Genomic DNA, 20,073 nt, shown 5'->3' with positions numbered 1-20,073 from the left:
GAGCGTCCAGCGGTTGTGAAAAGCATTTTCAGTCGCTACGTAGACCGCCTTTCAGCCGCTATTTCAACCACCAGGAAAGGATCAGCAGCAGCAGCAGCACCGTGGCGATCGCCTGCCAGACGTTGGCTGGCTCGCGCCACGGCGGGCGCCGGTCGTCGGTCTGGGCGCGCGGTTTGGGCCGCAGACGATAGGCGAACTCGGAAATACGTCGGAAGCGCAGGGCGCGCAGCGGATCGAGCGAGCGCCGTAGGGCATCGTCGAGATCCTCGCTGATGGCGGGGTTGCTCAAGCGCGCGCGACGGTAGGTCATCTGCTCCAGATCGGTGTGGCTGCGCAGATGATTGGGTAGCTGGGTGTAAGGCAGGTGTCCTGTGAGCATCCAGTAGATGGTGGAGGCCAGCGAGTACTGGTCGCTGCGCCGCCCCACCTCGGTGTCGAGGGCATACTCGGGCGCGCTGTGCTCGGTCAGCCCCACCTGGCGCGCCAGCTCCCGCGCCACGCCCTGGCTATCACTGTCGCGCCGATGGCAGGCACCGAAGTCGGTCAGCACCAGGTTGCCGTGGCGATCGATCAGGATATTGTCGGGGTGCAGATGCTGATGCAGCACCTCATGACGATGCAGCGCCTGCACCGCCTTGACCAGTTGGCGCGCGATCTCCAGGCGCTGAGCCAGGCTGGTCTGCGGATGCCGTCGCAGCCACTCGCTGAGCGAGAGCCCCTCGACGTAGGCCATCAGATAGTAGAGATAGCGCCGCGGCCGCTCGGCCTCGACCACCTTGACCACGAACGGCGAGTTGATGCGCTCCACCACCCGCTGCTGCAGCCCGAAGTGCTCGAGATAGACGTTGCGCGGCGACAGCTCCGGGCTCGGCGCCTTCATCACCATCTCGCGCCCGCTGCGCGCGTCGCGCACGTGATAGACCCGGGCGCGTGGGGTGCGCGAGAGCACCGCGACGATCTCCAGGCCGTCTAGGCGGTCCCCCGGGCTCACCTCCGGCGGTACCGGCAAGTGGTGGAACAGCCGCGGCGACTCATCCGTCCCGGCTTCCGGCAGGCGATCGACCCGTACCAGCTGGAAACAGAACTGGTTGGCATTGTAGCCGCGCTCGTTGGCACGCTGGTTGGCCGCCGCGGTCAGGCGTTCGCAGGCCGCATCGAGATCGCTGACGTCGGCGCGGATCAGCTGCACGTACTCGGAGGGCACCAGGGTGCCGCGCACCGCCTGGGTCATGAACAGGAACAGATCGCCCTGCTTGAGGGTAAAGGTCGAGTAGTCGATATCGACATGGCCATCCATGCCCAGCGCCCGCGAGGGGTAGCGATAGCCGCCGAGATCGGTGACATGGTCGCGGGTCAACTGCTCGAACTCGGCGCCACGGATTCGGTACACCAGGGTATCGCCCATGTGGAACAGGTGCGCCTGGCGCTGATGGAAGATCATCGCCGACAGCGAGCAGATATAGCTGCCACCCTCGATATAGCCGCTCTGGCTGTAGCACCAGCTGTTGAGCGCCCGCAGTACCCGGGTCGCCGATGTCTTGACGTCCCAGTGCTCGGGGGTGGAGTAGTAGTCGGCGAGAAAGCCGCGCACGCTGAGATCGCCGGCCTGCTTGGCGATCGAGTTGCGCCAGGTGGAGTCGCTGATCAGCGCGCATCCGCCCTTGGCCTGCAGCGCTTCGCCCTGAGGGATCTGCACCGACATCGAGCTGCGGTGGCGGTGCAGATCCGGCGCCACGAAGGCCTGACCGTAGGTCAGCGACAGCGAGCTATTCGACAACGATCTTCTCCCCACGGATGGTCCGTCACGGCGGCCGCCGCTTCCCGACACGCGAGCGCCGGGGACGGATTGGTAATCGGCCTAGCCTATTCGTATAATCCGTGGGATTTTCGCCCGCTGGTGTTCAACCTGCAAACCGCAAGGACTCGATGATGAGTTTCGACAAGATTCCCGCCGGAAAGGATCTCCCCAACGACGTGTACGTGGCGATCGAGATTCCCGCCAACCACGCGCCGATCAAGTACGAAATCGACAAGGACATGGATGCCCTGGTGGTGGATCGCTTCATGGCCACGCCGATGTTCTATCCGGCCAACTACGGCTTCATTCCCCACACCCTGGCCGACGACGGCGACCCGCTCGACGCCCTGGTGGTCACGCCCTACCCGGTACAGCCCGGCAGCGTGATTCGCGCGCGCCCGGTGGGCGTGCTCAACATGTCGGATGAAGCCGGTGAAGATGCCAAGCTGGTCTGCGTACCGCACCAGAAACTCACCGCGCTCTACGACGACGTCCACGAAGTGACCGACCTGCCCGAGCTGCTGCGCCAGCAGATCGCCCACTTCTTCGAGAACTACAAGGATCTCGAGAAGGGCAAATGGGTCAAGATCGACTCCTGGGACGGCGCCGATGCCGCGCGCAAGGCGATCGAGAAGGCTGTCGCCGCCTACGCCAGCGAGTAAGTCGCGCCATCCCCGGGCGCCGCGATCGCGGCCTGCCCAATCAAAAGCGCCGCCCCCAGGGGCGGCGCTTGTGTTTTCAGCACGCGGCGCTCGTGATTTCAGAAATGGTATCCGTCAGCGCTTGTGCTGCACGGCAGCGTTTTACAGGGCGCTGCGAATCTGCCCGATCAACTGCGTCGCCCGCACGGTGTAGTTGGCCATCATCAGCGAGTGGTTGGCGAAGAAGCCGAAACCCGAGCCGTTGAGGATCACCGGGCTCCACACCCGCGCCTGGGACGCCTTGAGTTCGGCGATCAGCTGATCGAAGGCCTCACCCTGCCCGGCCTGCTCGATCGCCTCGGCGTAGTCGATGCGCGCCGCCTGCACCAGTTGCAGCAGCGCCCAGGTGGTGCCACGGGTCTTGAAGAAGACGTTGTCGATACGGAACCACGGGGTGCTCTCGACCGCCTGGCCGCCGCCCGGCGAGCGCCCGACGCTGGCCGCCAGCGCCTGCGTCTGGGTCTCGAGCTGGCTCTGCACCTGGGCCAGCCAGGCCTTCAGGGTGTCGGCGTCGAGCGCGCTGGGGGCCTGAGCCGGGGTCGAGGCTGCCGCGTCCTGGGTCGGCGTACCGGCACCGCTGTTGTCGAGCGCCGAAAAGGCTTCACCGAGATTGTTGCGCGCCGCACGCAGCAGCGTCTCGGACTCGGGCCAGCGCCAGCTGTCGAGATCGCCGGCGAGCGCCTCGTCGGCCGCCTTGAGCGGCGCCTGGCCAACCTCCAGTGCGCTGCCGAGCGAGGCGACCGAGTCCTGCACCTGCTGGGTCACCCCGGCCTCCCAGTTGGGCATGTTATCGAGCCACAGGCCCGGCGGCATGACGTCGTTGCGCAGATAGCCGCCAGGCTTGTCGAGCAGGGCGTCGAGCAGTTCGATATTGGTCGCCAGCAACGCCTCGCCGGGCTTGATCGCCGCTTGTTGATTGTCACCAGCACTCTCCGGTACGCCACGCTGCAGCGCCACCGCCTGGCGCGGGTCGACCGGTGACGGCGTCCAGCTCCACCAGATGCCCAGCACGATGCAGATCAGCAGATAGATCGCCACCAGCGCCACCAGCGGTTTCCAGATCCAGCCGTACTGCGGGGTTTCGAGGACCTCGGTGCGCGACAGCGGCGCCTTCTTGCGAAACAGAGCCATGGACGATCCTTGTCTTGACGGGGTTGAGGGCGTCGAGAGACGTTCATTGGGAGACGTGCGTCACTTATCCTATCATGCTCCCGGGGGCGCGCAGCCCGCCTTTCGCTGCATACCGAGACGATCCAGCGAGCCACTGCCGAGGCTTCTATCATGGCACTTTTGCCGCCCTGTGCGCTCCAACGGCTGCGACCTGCATGCTGGCCTGTAACCCCACGGCGGCGCTGCGCTCCATCAAATCGATCAGGATTCCGTGTCACGCATGTCGTTCTCTTCGCGCTGCTTGCTCATTATCACTCTGTGCCTGCTGACATCGCTGGCGCAGGCCCAGAGCCCGTTCTCCTCACCCCGCGATACCTCGCCCTTCGCCAGCGCCGAAACGGCCGAGTTCCTGCCGGTGACCGAGGCATTCCACGCCTACGCCTGGCACGACGCCGAGCGCGTCTACGTCGGCCTGCGCGCCCGCCCCGGCCACTATCTCTATCGTCAGCGCTTCGCTCTGGCGGACGCCAACGGTGAGGCGCTGACACCGCTGACGATACCGCCGGGAACCTTCAAGCAGGACCCCTATCTGGGACCGGTGCACATCTTTCGCGACACCGTGGTGCTGAGCGCGCCCCTGCCCAGGAGTGCCGATCGGGCAAGCGATACGCCGCTGGCACTGACGCTGAGTTTCCAGGGCTGTGCCGATGCCGGCCTCTGCTATCCGCCGGAGCACTGGCGCCTCACGGCCCGCGCCGGCGGGGCCCCGGCGGCGTTCACCGATGCCAGCGACGACGCCCAGGCCTCACCGCTGGCCGCCAACGGCGATCGCGATGCCGATCCGCGCGCGCTATTCGCTGCGCCGTCTCGGGCCGATTCGTCACCGCTATCAGATTCTCTACCTCAGGCCGATCCGCTACCTCAGGCCAATGCACGCCCCCAGGCCGATCCGTTTTCCGATCAGACACCCGGCAGCGATATCGCGCCGTCCGGCCAGCCGACCAATCACACCGCCTCTAACCAGCCCGCCGCCGAGCCGGGCGGCTCCGCCAAAGACATCGGCGACGGCGCGCTGCCACTCAGCGCCGACGCCCGTTTCCAGACGCTGCTCGGTCAGGGGTTGGGGCTGGGCACCCTGGCGCTGTTCTTTCTCGCCGGGGTGGGCCTGACCTTCACCCCCTGTGTGCTGCCGATGCTGCCCATCCTCACCGCCATCATCGTCGGTCAGAACGCCTCGCGACGGCGCGCCCTGGGGCTCTCGCTCAGCTATGTCGCGGGCATGGCCGCCACCTTCACCCTGCTCGGCACCCTGATGGGGCTGTTCGGCGCCTCGCTCAACCTGCAGGCGCGGCTGCAGTCGGCCTGGGTGCTTGTGCCGCTGGCGCTGCTCTTCGCGGCCTTTGCCGCTGCGCTGTTCGGCGCCTTCGAGCTGCGTCTGCCGAGCCGCCTGCGTCAAGGTGCGGATGCCTGGCAGCAGCGCCTGCAGCGCAGCGGCCCGCTGGGCCTGGCCGCCGCCGGTGCGCTGTCGGTGCTGGTGGTCTCGCCCTGCGTTTCGGCGCCCCTGGCCGGCGCCCTGGTCTTCATCTCCACTACCGGCGACGTCCTTGGCGGCGCCCTCGCCCTGCTCGCCCTGGGGCTGGGCATGGGCCTGCCGCTGGTCGTGGCGGGTACCTTCGGCGCCCGGCTGCTGCCGCGGGCCGGTGCCTGGATGAATGGGGTCAAGGCGCTGTTCGGCGTACTGCTGCTGAGCCTGGCCATCTGGCTGCTGGCGCGGCTACTACCCGGGCCGGTGACGCTGCTGCTGTGGGCACTGCTGGCGCTCGCCTGCGCGCTGGCCCTGGGCGCGCTCGATCTGCGCACGCCGCCCGGCTGGCCGCGGCTGCGTCAGGCGGCGGGCTGGCTGCTGCTGGTGTGGGGCGTGGCGTTGGCGTGGGGGGCGGCCCAGGGCGGCGGCGATCCGCTGCGCCCGCTCGCGTCCGGCGCCGGGAGCCCCACCCCGGGCAGCTCTGCGGCGGCGCAGTTCACTACTGTCACCAATAACGCCCAGCTGCAGGCGGCACTGGACGCGGCGCAGCGCGACGGCCGCCCAGTGATGCTCGATGTCAGCGCCGACTGGTGTATCGCCTGTCAGGTGATGGAGCACCAGGTATTCCCCGCCCCCGCGGTGGCCGAGCGCCTGGCCGGGTTTACGCTGATCCGCGCCGATGTCAGTGCCGATAGCGCGGCGAGCCGAGCGCTGCTGTCGCACTACGGGCTCTTCGGCCCGCCGGCGCTGCTGTTTTTCGATGGCGGTGGCGAAAGACGCGCTGCGCGTATCCAGGGCGAGATCGACGCCGTCGCGCTGGCGGCCCACCTCGACGCGCTCTTGTCATCCCGCGCGCAAGGGTGACCCGACCGACAGGATCGAGTGGCGATCACAGCGGTCAGCTGAGCGCCCATGCCCGATCGCGCCCCGGCGGGCGGTTAGCGAACGTCGTTCGCGTCCCAGGCTAGACACTCTGGGCTTTTTTCGGCAAACTCCTGCAGCAGCGCAAATGAGTCGCTCATGCTGCCATCTTGCATGAAAGTGACGTCATCTCAGCGAAGTACGACAGGGTTAACAGCGCAAGGACAGGCATGGCTAGACTACTGGTTCTCAACGGCCCCAATCTCAACCTGCTGGGTACCCGCGAGCCCGAGGTCTACGGGACCACGACCCTCGACGATATCCGCGTGACGCTGACCCAGCGCGCGCTGTCCGCCGGACACCAGCTCGAGTGGCTGCAATCCAACGCCGAGCATGAGCTGGTCGAGCGTGTTCATCGTGCCCGCGAGGAGCGGATCGATTTCATCCTGCTCAATCCGGCCGCCTTCACGCATACCAGCGTGGCGCTGCGCGATGCCCTCACCGGTGTCGCCATTCCGTTCATCGAGCTGCACCTGTCGAACGTGCACGCGCGCGAGCCGTTCCGCGCTCACTCCTACTTCACCGACGTCGCGCGCGGCGTCATCGCCGGGTTCGGTGCCGACAGCTACAGTCTGGCGCTGGACGCGGCCCTGGCCCAGCTGGCGCGCGACTGAACACCCCGTCGGCGCGGAAACAGCCTTTTCACGGTGGCCTCGTACTGGCCACCACAGACATTCATCAAGACTTCTTCCACCCTCACGGAGCCGAGACATCACCATGGATATCCGCAAAGTCAAGAAACTCATCGAACTGCTCGAAGAGTCCAACATCAGCGAAATCGAGATCCAGGAAGGCGAAGAGTCGGTGCGCATCAGCCGTCATCCCCACGGTTTCGGTGCTGCCCAGCAGCCGATGATGATGCCCCAGTCGATGCACTACGCACCGCAGCACACCGCCGAGCCGAGCGCACCCGCCGCTGATCCGGCCGAGCCGGCGCCGGTCCAGCCGCTGGGCCACGCGGTCACCTCGCCGATGGTCGGCACCTTCTACCGCTCGCCGGCTCCGGGTGCCAAGGCGTTCGTCGAAGTCGGTCAGAGCATCAAGAAAGGCGATACCGTGTGCATCGTCGAAGCGATGAAAATGATGAACCAGATCGAAGCCGACAAAGACGGCGTGGTCGAGGCAATCCTGGTCGAGGATGGCGAGCCGGTCGAGTTCGACCAGCCGATGATCATCATCAACTAAGGCGACACGGGCGAAACCATCATGTTGGACAAGGTACTCATCGCCAACCGAGGCGAGATTGCACTGCGCGTCCTGCGCGCCTGCAAGGAGCTGGGGATCAAGACCGTGGCGGTCCACTCCAAGGCCGACCGCGACCTGATGCACGTGCGACTGGCGGACGAAGCGGTCTGTATCGGCCCGGCGTCATCCGCGCAGTCCTATCTCAATATCCCGGCACTGATCAGCGCCGCCGAAGTCACCGACTCGACCGCGATCCACCCCGGCTACGGCTTTCTCTCGGAAAACGCCAATTTTGCCGAACAGGTCGAGCGCTCGGGCTTCGTGTTCGTCGGCCCGCGCGCCGAGACCATCCGCCTGATGGGCGACAAGGTCAGCGCGATCAACGCCATGAAGGAGGCCGGCGTTCCCACGGTGCCGGGCTCCGATGGCCCGCTGCCGGAAGATGGCGAAGAGATTCGCCGGATCGCCGCGCGTATCGGCTATCCGGTGATCATCAAGGCCGCGGCCGGCGGCGGTGGCCGCGGCATGCGCGTGGTACGCAACGACGATGAAGTGGCCAAGGCGGTCAGCGTGACCCGTGCCGAGGCGGCGGCCGCGTTCGGCGACGGCACCGTCTACATGGAGAAGTTCCTGGAGAACCCACGCCACGTGGAAGTCCAGGTGATCGCCGACGGTCAGGGCAACGCCATCCACCTCTATGACCGCGACTGCTCGCTGCAGCGGCGCCATCAGAAGGTGCTGGAGGAGGCCCCCGCGCCGCACCTCGACCCCGAGGCACGTGCTCAGGTACTCAAGGCGTGTACCGACGCCTGCATCGAGATCAACTACCGCGGCGCCGGCACCTTCGAGTTCCTCTACGAGAACGGCCAGTTCTTCTTCATCGAGATGAATACGCGCGTCCAGGTCGAGCATCCGGTCACCGAGATGGTCACCGGGGTGGATATCGTCAAGGAGCAGCTGCGCATCGCCAGCGGTCTGCCGCTGTCGATCCGCCAGGAGGAGGTCCAGCTCAACGGCCACGCCTTCGAGTGCCGCATCAACGCCGAGGACTCGCGCACCTTCATGCCCTCGCCCGGCAAGATCGACCTCTACCACCCTCCGGGTGGCCTGGGCGTACGCATGGACTCGCACATCTATACCGGCTACACCGTGCCGCCCCACTACGACTCGCTGATCGGCAAGCTGATCACCTGGGGCGCGGATCGCGAGATCGCCCTGGTGCGCATGCGCAATGCGCTCGACGAGCTGCTGGTGGAAGGGATCAAGACCAATACCGACCTGCAGAAGGATCTGGTGCGTGACAGCGCCTTCCAGAAAGGTGGGGTCAACATCCACTACCTGGAGAAGAAGCTCGGCCTGAGCTGATTCGCGGCGCGTCACGACGGGGCGGTCATGCTCTGGGGATCTGTCTCAAGCCCCTCGGGATGACCGCCCCGTCTGCGTTCGCCCCCACCGACGAGATCAAGGAGCGCCGCCATGGCGTGGCTACAACTCAAGGCGCATATCGCCCCCGAACAGGCCGAGTGGCTCGAGGAGCTGCTGCTGGCCGAGGGTGCCAGCGCGATCACCCTGCAGGATGCCCACGACGACCCGGTCTTCGAGCCCGACCGCGGCACCACGCCGCTATGGCAGGAGACGGTCCTGACCGGTCTCTACGACGATCTCGAGGGGGTCGAGGCGATGATCGAGCGGGTCCAGCGCGCCTGGGCCGAACAGGCGCCGGAAGAACCCGCGCCGCAGATCGAGTACGAACTGCTCGCCGACCGAGACTGGGAGCGCGAGTGGATGGACGGCTTCGAGCCGCTGCGCATGGGCGAGCGGCTGTGGATCGTGCCCAGCTGGCACGCCGCCCCCGACCCGCAGGCGGTCAATCTGCTGCTCGATCCGGGCCTTGCCTTCGGCACCGGCACCCACCCCACCACCGCGCTGTGTCTCGGCTGGCTCGACGCCCAGCCGCTAGACGCCGTGCAGGTACTCGACTACGGCTGCGGCTCGGGCATTCTCGCCATCGCTGCTCTCAAGCTGGGGGCGGATACCGCGGTCGGCGTGGATATCGACCCCCAGGCACTGCAGGCCAGCCGCGACAACGCCGAGCGTAACCAGCTCGACGACAGCCGGCTGCTGCTGGAGTACCCCGAGCGCCTCGGTCAGGGCCGCTTCGAGGTGGTCGTGGCCAATATTCTCGCCGGCCCGCTGATCGAGCTCGCCGCCGAGATCGCCGGCCGCGTCGCGCCCGGTGGGCGCCTGGCGCTCTCCGGCATCCTCGCCGCCCAGGCCGAGAGCGTGCTCGACGCCTATCGCGACCAGGGCCTGCGCATGGCTCCGCCACAGGAGAAAGAGGGCTGGGTGCTGCTGAGCGGCGAGCGTCCCGCCGCCTGAGCCCCACCGTCTGAGCCACGGCGGCGGTGCCCCGGCTCCGCCGCCGACGCTTTTCCGCCGCGTTCGTGCGACCAAACAGCGCTTCAACAAAGCCGGAGCGCCCGGTATCATAGCTTCCCGTTTTCCCCGAGCCTCTGTAACCATGCGTGAAGCCGTGTCCGCGCAGCCCGAGCGTGCGTTGCCCCGCATCGGCCGCCACACACTGCCCAACCGGGTCATTCTGGCGCCCATGGCCGGCGTGACCGATCGCCCCTTCCGCCAGCTCTGTCGCGAGCTCGGTGCAGGTCTGGTGGTGTCGGAAATGGTGACCTCGGACAGCCGGCTCTGGCACACCCGCAAGTCGCGTCAACGCCTGATTCACCGTGGCGAGCCCGGCCCGCGTTCGGTCCAGATCGCCGGCGGCGACCCGCAGATGCTGGCCGAGGCCGCGCGCATGAACGCCGAGGCCGGCGCCGAGATCATCGATATCAACATGGGCTGCCCGGCAAAGAAGGTGTGCAACAAGGCGGCCGGCTCGGCCCTGCTGCGCGACGAGCGCCTGGTCGGCGAGATTCTCGCCGCGGTGGTCGCCGCGGTCGAGATTCCGGTGACGCTCAAGATCCGCACCGGCTGGTGCGAGCAGAGCCGCAATGCGCTGCATGTCGCGCGCCTGGCCGAGAACGCCGGCATCGCCGCCCTGGCAGTCCACGGGCGGACCCGCGAGCAGCGCTACAGCGGCAGTGCCGAGTACGACACCATCGCCGCGATCAAGCAGCAGGTATCGATCCCGGTATTCGCCAACGGCGATATCACCACGCCGCAGCGCGCCGCCGAGGTGCTCGCCTATACCGGCGCCGACGCGGTGATGATCGGCCGCGGCGCCCAGGGCAACCCGTGGCTGTTTCGCGAGATCGAGCACTACCTGCGAACAGGTCGCGAGCATGCGCCACCTAGCCTGGCGGAAGTCGAGGGCACCATGCGCCGGCATCTGGCCGCGCTGCACGCCCACTACGGTGATTACCTCGGGGTGCGCGTAGCGCGCAAGCATATCGGCTGGTACCTCGCCGCCCGCGACCCGCGGCGCGAGCATCGCGCGCGATTCAACCGGCTCGAGCAGAGCGCGGAGCAGTTCGCTTTTCTTCATGAACTCTTTCGTGGCGACACCGCGATCGACAACGGAATTCACGCAGCATGAACAGTCGGCAGCCTCTGGACCTCGACGGCAATGCGCCGCTGGAGGTCGAATCCCTTCATATGGCCGAGCAGAGCTCCCAAGTCACGCTGCGCGAGTGCGTCGAGCAGGTGATGGAGCGCTACTTCACCCACCTTGAGGGTGAATCGGTATCGCATCTCTACACCATGGTACTGGCCGAGGTAGAGGCGCCGCTGCTCGACGTCGTGATGCGTCATGTCGAAGGTAACCAGACCCGCGCCGCCGAGCTGCTGGGCCTCAATCGAGGCACCCTGCGCAAGAAGCTCAAGCAGTACGACCTGATCTGATTCTCCCCCTCGCCTCGCCCATGCGGGGCACCACCGAACGCCCGCCGCTCGGACTCTCAAGCCCTCCAGCGCGCGTTCGACCGACCGACAAGAGTGGATTGGCATGTCTCAAAACTCCGCATCCTCCTCCCGCCCCGTCAGCCGCGCCCTGCTCAGCGTGTCCGACAAGACCGGTATCGTCGACTTCGCCCGCGAGCTCGTCGGCCGCGGCGTCGAGCTGCTCTCCACCGGCGGCACCTACCGGCTGCTGCAGGAGAACGCCATCGCGGTGACCGAAGTCTCCGCGCATACCGGTTTCCCCGAGATCATGGATGGCCGCGTCAAGACGCTGCATCCCAAGATCCACGGCGGCATCCTCGGCCGTCGCGGCGAGGACGATGCGGTGATGGCCGAGCACGACATCGCGCCGATCGACCTGGTGGTGGTCAATCTCTACCCCTTCGAGCGCACCGTCGCCAACCCCGACTGCAGCCTCGCCGACGCGGTCGAGAACATCGACATCGGTGGGCCGACCATGGTCCGCGCCTGCGCCAAGAACCATGCCCATACCACCATCGTGGTGGATGCCGACGACTACGCCCGCGTGCTCAAGGACATGGCCAGCCATGACGGCGCCGTGAGTCAGGCGACCCGCTTCGACCTGGCGATCAAGGCGTTCGAGCATACCGCCGCCTACGACGCTGCGATCGCCAACTACTTCGGCCAGCGGGTGGGCAGCGGCGAACCCGACTTCCCGCGCACGCTTTCGCTGCAGTTCACCAAGAAGCAGGGCATGCGCTACGGCGAGAACCCGCACCAGAAAGCGGCCTTCTATGTCGAGCGGAGCCAGGTCGAGCCGGAGGCCAGCATCGCCACCGCCAACCAGCTCCAGGGCAAGGCGCTGTCGTTCAACAACGTCGCCGACACCGACGCCGCGCTGGAGTGCGTCAAGTCGTTCACCAAGCCCGCCTGCGTGATCGTCAAGCACGCCAATCCGTGCGGCGTGGCGGTGGTGCCAGAGGATGAGGGCGGCATCCGCAAGGCCTACGAACTGGCCTTCGCCACCGACAGCGAATCGGCCTTCGGCGGCATCATCGCCTTCAACCGCGAGCTGGATGGCGAGACCGCTGCGGCGATCGTCGCACGCCAGTTCGTCGAGGTGATCATCGCCCCGGCGATCTCCGCCGCGGCGCGTGACGCAGTCGCCAGCAAGGCCAACGTGCGCCTGCTCGAGTGCGGCGAGCTGCCGGCACGCAGCGGCGAGGGCTGGGACTACAAGCGCGTCAACGGCGGCCTGCTGGTGCAGAGCCGGGATACCGGCATGATCAGCGCCGACGAGCTCAAGGTGGTGACCCGCCGCGCCCCCAGCGAACGCGAGCTGCATGACCTGGTGTTCGCCTGGAAGGTGGCCAAGTTCGTCAAGTCCAACGCCATCGTCTATGCCCGCGACCGCCAGACCGTGGGCGTCGGCGCCGGCCAGATGAGCCGCGTCAACTCCGCGCGCATCGCCGGCATCAAGGCCGAGCACGCCGGTCTCCAGGTGGCCGGCTCGGTGATGGCCTCCGACGCCTTCTTCCCCTTCCGTGACGGCCTCGACAACGCCGCCGCCGCTGGTATCACCGCGGTCATCCAGCCCGGCGGCTCGATGCGTGACGACGAAGTGATCGCCGCCGCCAACGAAGCCGACATCGCCATGGTGTTCACCGGGATGCGTCACTTCCGCCACTGAATACGGCTTCCCCGGTCACGCAAAAAAAGCCCACGACAGCATCTGTCGTGGGCTTTTTCGATGCCGTGCAGCAGACCTAAGCCGGGCAGCAGACCTAAGCCGGGCGGCAGACCTCAGCCGCCCGGGTGAATCATGCCTGCGCCTGACCCAGGTCGATGCACAGATACTTGACCTCGAGATACTCGTCGAGACCGTACTTGGAGCCTTCACGCCCCAGCCCGGACGCCTTGACGCCGCCGAAAGGCGCGCTGGCGTTGGAGATCAGCCCGGTGTTGATGCCGACCATGCCGTACTCGAGCGCTTCCGCCACCCGCCAGACACGCCCCAGATCCCGCGAATAGAAGTACGAGGCCAGCCCGAACTGGGTGTCATTGGCCAGGCGCACCGCTTCCTCTTCGGTCTCGAACGGGAACACCGCTGCCAGCGGACCGAAGGTCTCCTCGCTCGCCACCTTCATCTCCGGCGTCGCATGGCTGATCAGCGTCGGCGAAAAGAAGCGCCCGCCGAGGGAGTGCTCGTGACCGCCGAGCAGCAGCTGGGCGCCCTTGTCGGTGGCGTCCTTGACGTGCTCGCTCACCTTGGCCACCGCATCCTCATCGATCAGCGGCCCGATATTGACGCCGTCCTGGAAGCCATCGCCGACCTTCAGTTCGCTGTTCATCGCCGCGGCGAGCTTCTCGCTGAAGGCGTTGATCACGCTCGACTGGACCAGGAAGCGGTTGGTGCAGACGCAGGTCTGGCCGGCATTGCGGAACTTGGAGGCGATAGCCCCCTCGACCGCGGCATCCAGATCGGCGTCCTCGAACACCAGGAAGGGCGCGTTGCCGCCGAGCTCCAGCGAAATCTTCTGGATGTGCTGGGCGGCGCCGGCCATCAGCGAACTGCCGACCTCGGTGGAGCCGGTGAAGGTGACCTTGCGCACCACCGGGGACTCGGTCATCGCCTTGGCGATCTCGCTGGCCTTGCCCGGCACCACGTTGAACACGCCCCGCGGCACCCCCGCCTGCTCGGCCAGCGCCGCCAGCGCGGTGGCCGAGAACGGCGTCTGGCTGGCCGGCTTGATCACGATGGTGCAGCCCGCGGCGAGCGCCGCCGCGGCCTTGCGCGTGATCATCGAAGAGGGGAAGTTCCACGGCGTGATCGCCCCGACCACACCCACCGGCTGCTTGGTCACCACGATACGCTGCTGGCTGCTGGCGGCCGGGATGGTATCGCCGTAGATACGCCGCGCTTCCTCGGCGAACCAGCGCATGAAGCTCGCGGCGTAGACGATCTCCCCCGCCGCCTCCTTGACCGGCTTGCCCTGCTCGGCGGTCATGATCGCGGCCAGCTCATCCTTGTGCTCGAGCATCAGCTCGTACCACTTCATCAGGATGTCGGCACGCTCCAGCGCGGTATGGTTGCGCCAGCCCGGCAGGGCCGCCTCGGCGGCCTCGATCGCGCGCTCGGTCTCGGCCCGGCCGAGGCGCGGCATGCGCCCCAGGATCTCGCCGCTGGCGGGGTTGTCGACGTCGATCTGTTCGCCGCTGTCGGCGGCCACCCAGTTACCATCGATATAGGCGTAGGGCCTGAACAGCGCGCTCTCTTTGACGGATTGCATGAGTCACTCCTTCCTTGATGTGCCTGCCGTCGACCGCGCCGAAACCGCACGGCCGGCGGTGATTGCCGGCGCGCCGCCAGGACTCGGGCGACGCGTCTGAAACGGGCAAGGTGTCGGGGGAAAGGATGGCGCTTTCGCTGCGTTGGCGCCAGTGACAATCGGTATGACAGCAGCCGAGGCGCCAAACCGTCGCAGCCGGTTACACCACGCCCTGGGACCAGAGCGTCACGCCGACCGCGATCACCAGGGCCAGCGCCGCCACCGCCTGGCCGTTGAAGCGCTGCGGCGCACGATGCACGTGGCGCAGGCCGAGCCAGGCGAGCACCAGCGCGACCACCTCGACCACCGGCGCATAGCGCCCGGCGCCGACACCGGCGCAGGCCACCACGAAAGCCGCCAGCGCCCAGTGCGAGAGCTGCTTGCGCTGTACCTTGCCGCTGGCATCACGGGTGCTGCGCGCGGGCTTTTGCGCCTCGGGCCGATTGAACACCCGCACCGCACGCCCCTCGGCCACGTCGAAGCGCACCGCCTGGCCCGCCGCCGGCAGACCGCGCCCGCGCCACTGGCCGAATTCGAAGGCGTAGCGCTGGCCATCCTGTCCCACGATCTCGCCGCGCTGGGTGTCGTCATCGAAGGTGTCGAGTCGGCCATCCATGTATCGCGCTCCTGCCCCAGAGTGTGTTTACAAAATGCCTGTGCTCGGCAATACGGCGTTAAAATCGGCCTCAAAGTGCTCATTTACCCCATGTAAACTCCGCTTTTTCGACCGATTTTGCCTTGTCTTGCCTTCGCTCGCCGAATTTGTAAACACTCTCTCAGCGGCCGTTGACCAGCATCAGGAACTCCTGCCGCGTGGTCTGGTTCTTGCGGAAGCTGCCGAGCATCACCGAGGTCTTCATGCAAGAGTTCTGCTTCTCGACCCCGCGCATCATCATGCACATGTGCTGGGCCTCGACCACCACACCCACGCCGCGGGCGCCGGTCACCTGCATCACCGCTTCGGCGATCTCGCGGGTGAGATTCTCCTGAATCTGCAACCGCCGGGCGTACATGTCGACGATGCGCGCGAACTTGGACAGCCCCAGCACCCGGCCCTGGGGCAGGTAGGCGATATGGCACTTGCCGATGAACGGCAGCACATGGTGCTCGCACATCGAGTACATCTCGATGTCCTTGACCAACACCATTTCGTCGGTGTCGGAAGCGAACACGGCGCCGTTGACCAGTTCTTCCAGAGACTGATGGTAACCCTGGGTCAGAAACTGCATCGCTTTGGCGGCCCGCTGCGGCGTGTTGCGCAGCCCCTCGCGCTGGGGGTCCTCCCCCAGGTGTTCGAGAATGCCGCGAAAATGGCCTGCCAATTGCTCTGTCATGATGCTGCCTTGATCCTGTCGCTTGCGGGCGCTGACGCCGACTATCGGGCACCAGCACCGCGCTGATGGGAAGAGGAAGACGCAGGCCACGAAAGCCGACGCATGATGAAAAGGGATTCTAGCGAAACTCGCCCCCGCGCTCTATCGCCGGCGCGCGCCGGGCGTGTCCTCACCCGCCGCCCTCAGGCCAGCCAGCGCGGCGAGTCCAGCGCCACCCGCTGCTGCTCCAGAGTGCGGATGTGTTGATCCCAGTAACCGCTGTCAGCCACGTAGGGGAAAGCGCGTGGGAACGCCGGGTCCTGCCAGCGGTTGGCCAGCCAGGCGCTATGGCGCACCAGACGCAGCGTGCGCAGCGCCTCGATCCACTCGAGCTGGCGCCGGTCGAACTCGAGCGACTCCTCGTAACCTTCGATCACCTCGGAGAGCTGCATCTGCCACTCCTCAGGCGACTGCGCGGTGAGCAGCATCCATAGATCCTGCACCGCCGGTGCCATGGCACAGTCGTCGAAGTCGACCAGGGCAAAGTGCTCATCGCGGCCGAGCATGTTGCCCAGATGGCAGTCGCCGTGAACGCGCTGCAAAGCCTGGTGCGGCCAGGCGTGCTCGGCGAGCAGCCCCAGCAGCGCGTCGGTCACGCGGGTATAGGCGCTCTGCTGCCGCGCGCTCATCCAGGGCGCGGCGAGCACGCGCTCGCGGCTCTCTTCGACCAGCCGCAGCGGCTCGAACACCGGCCTATGCTGGAACGCATGCCGCCGGCCGACGGCATGCACCTGCCCGATCAATTGGCCCAGGGCGAAGAGATGCGCAGGATTGTCGAGCTCCGGCGCCTGCCCCGGCACATGGGCGAATAGCGCAAAGCGGAAGCCCTCCGCCTCGAACAGCGTCTCACCCTGGGCGTTCTGCCACGGCGCGCCGACCGCGACCTCGGCGGCAGCGAGTTCACCCAGAAAGGCGTGTTCCTCGAGAATCTGCGCCGTGCTCAAGCGCTCAGGGCGGTAGAACTTGGCGACCCAGCGCTGGCGCTCGTCGTCGCTCAAGGCATAGACCCGATTCTCGTAGCTGTTGAGGGCGAACGGTTCGCCCGGCAGCCAGAAGCCCTGGGATTCGACCGCCTCGACCACGCGCTGGGGCGTCAGGGTCTCGAACGGATGCGGCGATGCGGCACTCATGGCGTACCTCGGCAGACGAAGGCTATGGCGGCGCATGCTATCAGATTCGGCCCGGCGGCGTACGCGCCAGCGCCACCACGCCGATACGCCGAGCACCCGCACAGCGGCAGGCCAGGGCCAGCGCCTCCAGGGTGGCCCCGGTGGTCATGACGTCATCCAGCAGCAGCACCGACTCAGGCAGAGGCCCCTCGATCACGAAGGCATCCTTGACGTTGCGCCGGCGCGCGACGCGATCGAGCCCACGCTGGCTCGACGAGTCGCGCCGGCGTTGCGCCGCCCGCCGCGGTAGCTGCCAGCGCGCGGCGAGCGAGCCGCCCAGCCAGGCGACCGGGTCGAAACCCCGCTCGCGGGTGCGTGCCCATGACCCGGGGACGCCGATCAGCAACTCGCCGCACGGCGCGGTGGTGCCCATAGCATGGATCAACAGCTCCACCAATAGCAGCCCAGCACGTGGGTCAGCGGAGAACTTGAAGCGCTGCACCAGCCGTATCAGTTCCCCTTCGTAACGCAGCGGTACCCAGGCCGCGTCGAATGCCGGTGGTCGCTTCAGGCAGCGCCCGCAGACATCTCCACCACTCCGCGTCGCCATGGGCTCGGCGCAGTAGCGGCAAGCCATGGCATTCCATGGCAGTTCGGCGTCGCAGTCAGAACACCAAGGGAGATCGCCGCTTAGGCGGGCATAGCAGAAAGCACAGTAGCCGGGCAACGCCCGGCGCAACCAGCGCTCGAGCTGCCAGCGTAAACCACCGGCAGCGAGCATTCGGCCCAGGGTGTGACGTCTGATCATGCGCCTCTCCCCTCCTCTCTTGGCGCCCGCTCACCCTCTCTTGGCGCCCGTTCACCCTCTACTGATGGCGCTTTGCCCTCGGTACCCCGGCACGCAGGCACTCCCTCTCCAGAGAGATCGGCAACCGAAGCGGCGGCTTGAAGGCCGTCACGCCGCGCCCGCCAACCTTGGCTACACTGAGGTCGATCCGCCGATACCCTGGCGCGGGAAACCATTCGCAGTCATGGCCCCTCGCCGGCCCGGCCCTGCACCGGATTCGAGGAGTTTCGCGATGTCACTGGGCAGACAGGAAGCTTTACAGCTGCTGGAATCAGGATTGAAACCGTATCGCGTGCGCGCCTCTTTCAAGGAAGAGTCATCCCGCTTCAGTATCAGAGTGAGCCATGATCGCGGCGCCTTCGTGCGCACTATCCCCATCGGTATCTGCAGCAATCGTCGCGCGCTGATTCGCCGCATCGACCTGCTGCGCTCCGAAGCAGAGAATCGCTTCGGTGTTCCCTGTGAGAGATGGCCTCTCGGTGATGAAATCAAGGCAGAAAAGCGCATCCAATTATCACGGTGACTTCCCCAATCGCGGTGACTTCCCCAATCGCGATGACCTCCTCTGCAACCAGGAGTGCTCGAGCGGTCTCGCTTTCCTGCGGGACCAAGCACTCGTGTGCAAAGCCTTCAATGATGGGCCCCGGGGGCAGGGCAAAGCGAGGGGCCTTTGCCAGGAACGGTAAAGGTAGTCTCCAGAAAGAGGGTCAAAGCGCCCCCGAAACGCTCTGCCACGGATAAGCCCACGTCCTCCAGCGGTTGTGAAAGGTGTGCTAGCTCCGGGTAAAGGCAGCCTCCCCTCATCCGCCCGTATCGGCTTTTTCTGCCCACTTTTCCCTCACACGCCCTTGCTCTATCCCACTGCCCATCTTGATTGATATCTGTCCGATATCAGGACCTCATCGAGATCGGAACTGTCCCAGGCTCCTTGAAGCACTCTCTACCCCGACTGGATGAGTAAAACTTACGTTTTCGCAAACGATATTATCGCCATGACACATAGCAAAAATGACAACAAACAAGACAAATCTAATACAAAAATAAAAAACCCTCCTTCTTTACATTCATGACACACTCACTCTCATGAAAACACTCAGCCAGACAAGAATAAAACCCTAAACCCTTTTCGACAAAGGATTTTTTGATAGACACACCACTAGAACCCTGATCACAAAAAGCGCAACTTCAGATATGAACACCAGCACACTTAGCGGAATAAAGCCTTAAACATTAGATTTATCTTATTAAGATATCATCTTTGATAAGCAAAGAAAAATTCATCGATAATCATCACACCGCAAAGGAAGGTCTCGCCGATTGCATGCCCATCAGAGAGCGACAACGGCGGGATCGCTGCGGCTCATCGATGCCATATCACCGTCCATCATTCCTGGGGGCTATACGAACAACATGTCACTCTACGAGCGTTTTCAGAGCCGGATGTCGGCCGTCGACAAGCTTGTGAACATGTACAGAGAGCTGTGCAGCGCGCGCGGTATTCTGCCTCGCGGACGGCTGGACGAGGCGCACAGCGACTTGCTCTGGCTGCCGCGCTCGGCGGTTGCCTTCTCGCTGGCAGCCATGGACGCCTACGTCGACGAAGTCGTTACTGACAAGCTGGGAGATTACCGCGCCTACGTGTCGCTCTACGTGCCGATGAAGAACGTGCTCGAGCAGTCGGACGGAACGCCATGTCCGAGCCTGTGCATGCACCGCCGCCCAACCAGCAAAGAGCGTCATGGCGCGCGAATCTGGGTCGACCCCTCCCAGCCCAGCGGCCGTACGTCGCTATCGTTCAAGTCGCCGGAAGAGCTGATTGCCGCCTATCGCCTGCTGGGGCATGCCGATATCATCGAGTCGATCGCCGCCATCTGGCCAGGTCCCGCCTGCACCCCCATCGATATCAAGCAGAAGCTGAACGTATTGATCCAGAGACGTAACCAGATCACCTACGAAGGCGACCGCGACCCTGAAGGGCATATACGCCAGATCCATCCGCACTACGCGACCCGCTGCAAGTCGTTCATCGAGAACGTGGTGATACGCCTGCATCGCGTCGCCTACGAGCCTTAGCTGAAAGCGCCGAGGAGGAGGTTCGGACACGCACTGGCCTCTTCCTGGCCACGGCCATGAGGGAGGGCGCAAGGTCCGCGAAACGTTCAACCGACTCGATGCGGTCAAACGAACGGTCAGTGCGTCACACTCGAGTCACACGGGCAATCGAGCGGCGCTACTAGAGGGAGTCATTGAAACTAAAGGGGGCCATCGAGACTGGAGAAAATCATCGAAGCCCGAAAAG

The 20,073-nt window shown here is 65.8% G+C and carries 18 protein-coding genes; 11 read left to right on the top strand and 7 right to left on the bottom strand.

The window, feature by feature from the left end:
* Nucleotides 1-58: 58 nt before the first annotated feature.
* Nucleotides 59-1,777: a bifunctional protein-serine/threonine kinase/phosphatase gene (locus J0A90_RS10720; RefSeq protein ID WP_207034751.1), complete on the bottom strand. Its 1,719-nt coding sequence runs from the start codon at nucleotides 1,775-1,777 to the stop codon at nucleotides 59-61.
* A 152-nt stretch (nucleotides 1,778-1,929) separates the two neighbouring features.
* Here J0A90_RS10720 and ppa point away from each other — a divergent pair, with 152 nt between their 5' ends.
* Complete coding sequence (gene ppa / locus J0A90_RS10715; protein WP_035469412.1) at nucleotides 1,930-2,460, top strand: inorganic diphosphatase; 531 nt, start codon at nucleotides 1,930-1,932, stop codon at nucleotides 2,458-2,460.
* Between the two features lie 141 nt (nucleotides 2,461-2,601).
* On the opposite strand, the gene J0A90_RS10710 is transcribed toward ppa, so the two are convergent.
* Entirely contained in the window at nucleotides 2,602-3,630 is a 1,029-nt protein-coding gene (locus J0A90_RS10710; protein WP_207034753.1) for a DUF2333 family protein, read from the bottom strand.
* Nucleotides 3,631-3,889: 259 nt separating this feature from the next.
* Here J0A90_RS10710 and dsbD point away from each other — a divergent pair, with 259 nt between their 5' ends.
* The 8 genes from dsbD (at nucleotide 3,890) to purH (ending at nucleotide 12,806) form a co-directional block, all read left to right on the top strand.
* Nucleotides 3,890-5,998 carry a protein-disulfide reductase DsbD gene (dsbD, locus tag J0A90_RS10705; RefSeq protein ID WP_207034756.1) on the top strand — a complete coding sequence of 703 codons (2,109 nt, stop codon included), beginning with the start codon at nucleotides 3,890-3,892 and terminating at the stop codon, nucleotides 5,996-5,998.
* A gap of 227 nt (nucleotides 5,999-6,225) precedes the next feature.
* Nucleotides 6,226-6,669, top strand: a complete 444-nt coding sequence (gene aroQ, locus J0A90_RS10700) for a type II 3-dehydroquinate dehydratase (protein WP_207034758.1) — start codon at nucleotides 6,226-6,228, stop codon at nucleotides 6,667-6,669.
* A 103-nt stretch (nucleotides 6,670-6,772) separates the two neighbouring features.
* Nucleotides 6,773-7,240: an acetyl-CoA carboxylase biotin carboxyl carrier protein gene (gene accB / locus J0A90_RS10695; RefSeq protein ID WP_035469406.1), complete on the top strand. Its 468-nt coding sequence runs from the start codon at nucleotides 6,773-6,775 to the stop codon at nucleotides 7,238-7,240.
* A 21-nt stretch (nucleotides 7,241-7,261) separates the two neighbouring features.
* The gene (gene accC / locus J0A90_RS10690) at nucleotides 7,262-8,605 is read left to right on the top strand and encodes an acetyl-CoA carboxylase biotin carboxylase subunit (RefSeq protein ID WP_207034760.1); all 1,344 of its coding nucleotides are present in this window, start codon (nucleotides 7,262-7,264) and stop codon (nucleotides 8,603-8,605) included.
* A gap of 111 nt (nucleotides 8,606-8,716) precedes the next feature.
* Nucleotides 8,717-9,619: a 50S ribosomal protein L11 methyltransferase gene (gene prmA, locus J0A90_RS10685; protein ID WP_207034762.1), complete on the top strand. Its 903-nt coding sequence runs from the start codon at nucleotides 8,717-8,719 to the stop codon at nucleotides 9,617-9,619.
* A gap of 142 nt (nucleotides 9,620-9,761) precedes the next feature.
* Entirely contained in the window at nucleotides 9,762-10,793 is a 1,032-nt protein-coding gene (gene dusB / locus J0A90_RS10680; RefSeq protein ID WP_207034764.1) for a tRNA dihydrouridine synthase DusB, read from the top strand.
* Nucleotides 10,790-11,098, top strand: coding sequence for a DNA-binding transcriptional regulator Fis (fis, locus tag J0A90_RS10675; protein ID WP_035469402.1), 309 nt, complete (start codon nucleotides 10,790-10,792; stop codon nucleotides 11,096-11,098). The genes dusB and fis overlap by 4 nt, the downstream gene beginning before the upstream one ends.
* A 103-nt stretch (nucleotides 11,099-11,201) precedes the next feature.
* Nucleotides 11,202-12,806 carry a bifunctional phosphoribosylaminoimidazolecarboxamide formyltransferase/IMP cyclohydrolase gene (gene purH / locus J0A90_RS10670; RefSeq protein WP_207034766.1) on the top strand — a complete coding sequence of 535 codons (1,605 nt, stop codon included), beginning with the start codon at nucleotides 11,202-11,204 and terminating at the stop codon, nucleotides 12,804-12,806.
* Between the two features lie 130 nt (nucleotides 12,807-12,936).
* On the opposite strand, the gene J0A90_RS10665 is transcribed toward purH, so the two are convergent.
* The 5 genes from J0A90_RS10665 to J0A90_RS10645 all read right to left on the bottom strand — a co-directional run bounded on the left by J0A90_RS10665 (nucleotide 12,937) and on the right by J0A90_RS10645 (nucleotide 17,735).
* Nucleotides 12,937-14,406, bottom strand: coding sequence for an NAD-dependent succinate-semialdehyde dehydrogenase (locus J0A90_RS10665; protein WP_207034767.1), 1,470 nt, complete (start codon nucleotides 14,404-14,406; stop codon nucleotides 12,937-12,939).
* 199 nt (nucleotides 14,407-14,605) lie between these two features.
* Nucleotides 14,606-15,061, bottom strand: a complete 456-nt coding sequence (locus tag J0A90_RS10660; RefSeq protein WP_207034769.1) for a hypothetical protein — start codon at nucleotides 15,059-15,061, stop codon at nucleotides 14,606-14,608.
* 160 nt (nucleotides 15,062-15,221) lie between these two features.
* Entirely contained in the window at nucleotides 15,222-15,779 is a 558-nt protein-coding gene (gene folE, locus J0A90_RS10655) for a GTP cyclohydrolase I FolE (RefSeq protein WP_106418160.1), read from the bottom strand.
* Between the two features lie 182 nt (nucleotides 15,780-15,961).
* Complete coding sequence (locus tag J0A90_RS10650) at nucleotides 15,962-16,948, bottom strand: serine/threonine protein kinase (protein ID WP_207034772.1); 987 nt, start codon at nucleotides 16,946-16,948, stop codon at nucleotides 15,962-15,964.
* Nucleotides 16,949-16,988: 40 nt separating this feature from the next.
* Nucleotides 16,989-17,735 (bottom strand): ComF family protein, encoded by a 747-nt coding sequence (locus J0A90_RS10645; protein ID WP_233076696.1) that lies wholly within the window; start codon nucleotides 17,733-17,735, stop codon nucleotides 16,989-16,991.
* Between the two features lie 271 nt (nucleotides 17,736-18,006).
* Here J0A90_RS10645 and J0A90_RS10640 point away from each other — a divergent pair, with 271 nt between their 5' ends.
* Entirely contained in the window at nucleotides 18,007-18,297 is a 291-nt protein-coding gene (locus J0A90_RS10640; RefSeq protein ID WP_207034774.1) for a hypothetical protein, read from the top strand.
* An 887-nt stretch (nucleotides 18,298-19,184) separates the two neighbouring features.
* Nucleotides 19,185-19,847, top strand: coding sequence for a hypothetical protein (locus tag J0A90_RS10635; RefSeq protein WP_207034775.1), 663 nt, complete (start codon nucleotides 19,185-19,187; stop codon nucleotides 19,845-19,847).
* Nucleotides 19,848-20,073: the final 226 nt, after the last annotated feature.

Source organism: Salinicola sp. DM10 (assembly GCF_017306975.2).
In the GTDB taxonomy this organism is placed as follows: domain Bacteria; phylum Pseudomonadota; class Gammaproteobacteria; order Pseudomonadales; family Halomonadaceae; genus Salinicola.
Note: the sequence above shows the minus strand (reverse complement) of the source record. Positions and strands in the feature narration are given on the sequence as shown.

Coding starts and splice junctions, on each gene's coding strand:
- folE (WP_106418160.1), bottom strand. CDS start 15,779: ATGACAGAGCAATTGGCAGGCCATTTTCGCGGCATTCTCGAACACCTG.
- purH (WP_207034766.1), top strand. CDS start 11,202: ATGTCTCAAAACTCCGCATCCTCCTCCCGCCCCGTCAGCCGCGCCCTG.
- prmA (WP_207034762.1), top strand. CDS start 8,717: ATGGCGTGGCTACAACTCAAGGCGCATATCGCCCCCGAACAGGCCGAG.
- J0A90_RS10635 (WP_207034775.1), top strand. CDS start 19,185: ATGTCACTCTACGAGCGTTTTCAGAGCCGGATGTCGGCCGTCGACAAG.
- accC (WP_207034760.1), top strand. CDS start 7,262: ATGTTGGACAAGGTACTCATCGCCAACCGAGGCGAGATTGCACTGCGC.
- dsbD (WP_207034756.1), top strand. CDS start 3,890: ATGTCGTTCTCTTCGCGCTGCTTGCTCATTATCACTCTGTGCCTGCTG.
- accB (WP_035469406.1), top strand. CDS start 6,773: ATGGATATCCGCAAAGTCAAGAAACTCATCGAACTGCTCGAAGAGTCC.
- J0A90_RS10660 (WP_207034769.1), bottom strand. CDS start 15,061: ATGGATGGCCGACTCGACACCTTCGATGACGACACCCAGCGCGGCGAG.
- dusB (WP_207034764.1), top strand. CDS start 9,762: ATGCGTGAAGCCGTGTCCGCGCAGCCCGAGCGTGCGTTGCCCCGCATC.
- aroQ (WP_207034758.1), top strand. CDS start 6,226: ATGGCTAGACTACTGGTTCTCAACGGCCCCAATCTCAACCTGCTGGGT.
- fis (WP_035469402.1), top strand. CDS start 10,790: ATGAACAGTCGGCAGCCTCTGGACCTCGACGGCAATGCGCCGCTGGAG.
- ppa (WP_035469412.1), top strand. CDS start 1,930: ATGAGTTTCGACAAGATTCCCGCCGGAAAGGATCTCCCCAACGACGTG.
- J0A90_RS10640 (WP_207034774.1), top strand. CDS start 18,007: ATGTCACTGGGCAGACAGGAAGCTTTACAGCTGCTGGAATCAGGATTG.
- J0A90_RS10645 (WP_233076696.1), bottom strand. CDS start 17,735: ATGATCAGACGTCACACCCTGGGCCGAATGCTCGCTGCCGGTGGTTTA.
- J0A90_RS10650 (WP_207034772.1), bottom strand. CDS start 16,948: ATGAGTGCCGCATCGCCGCATCCGTTCGAGACCCTGACGCCCCAGCGC.
- J0A90_RS10665 (WP_207034767.1), bottom strand. CDS start 14,406: ATGCAATCCGTCAAAGAGAGCGCGCTGTTCAGGCCCTACGCCTATATC.
- J0A90_RS10710 (WP_207034753.1), bottom strand. CDS start 3,630: ATGGCTCTGTTTCGCAAGAAGGCGCCGCTGTCGCGCACCGAGGTCCTC.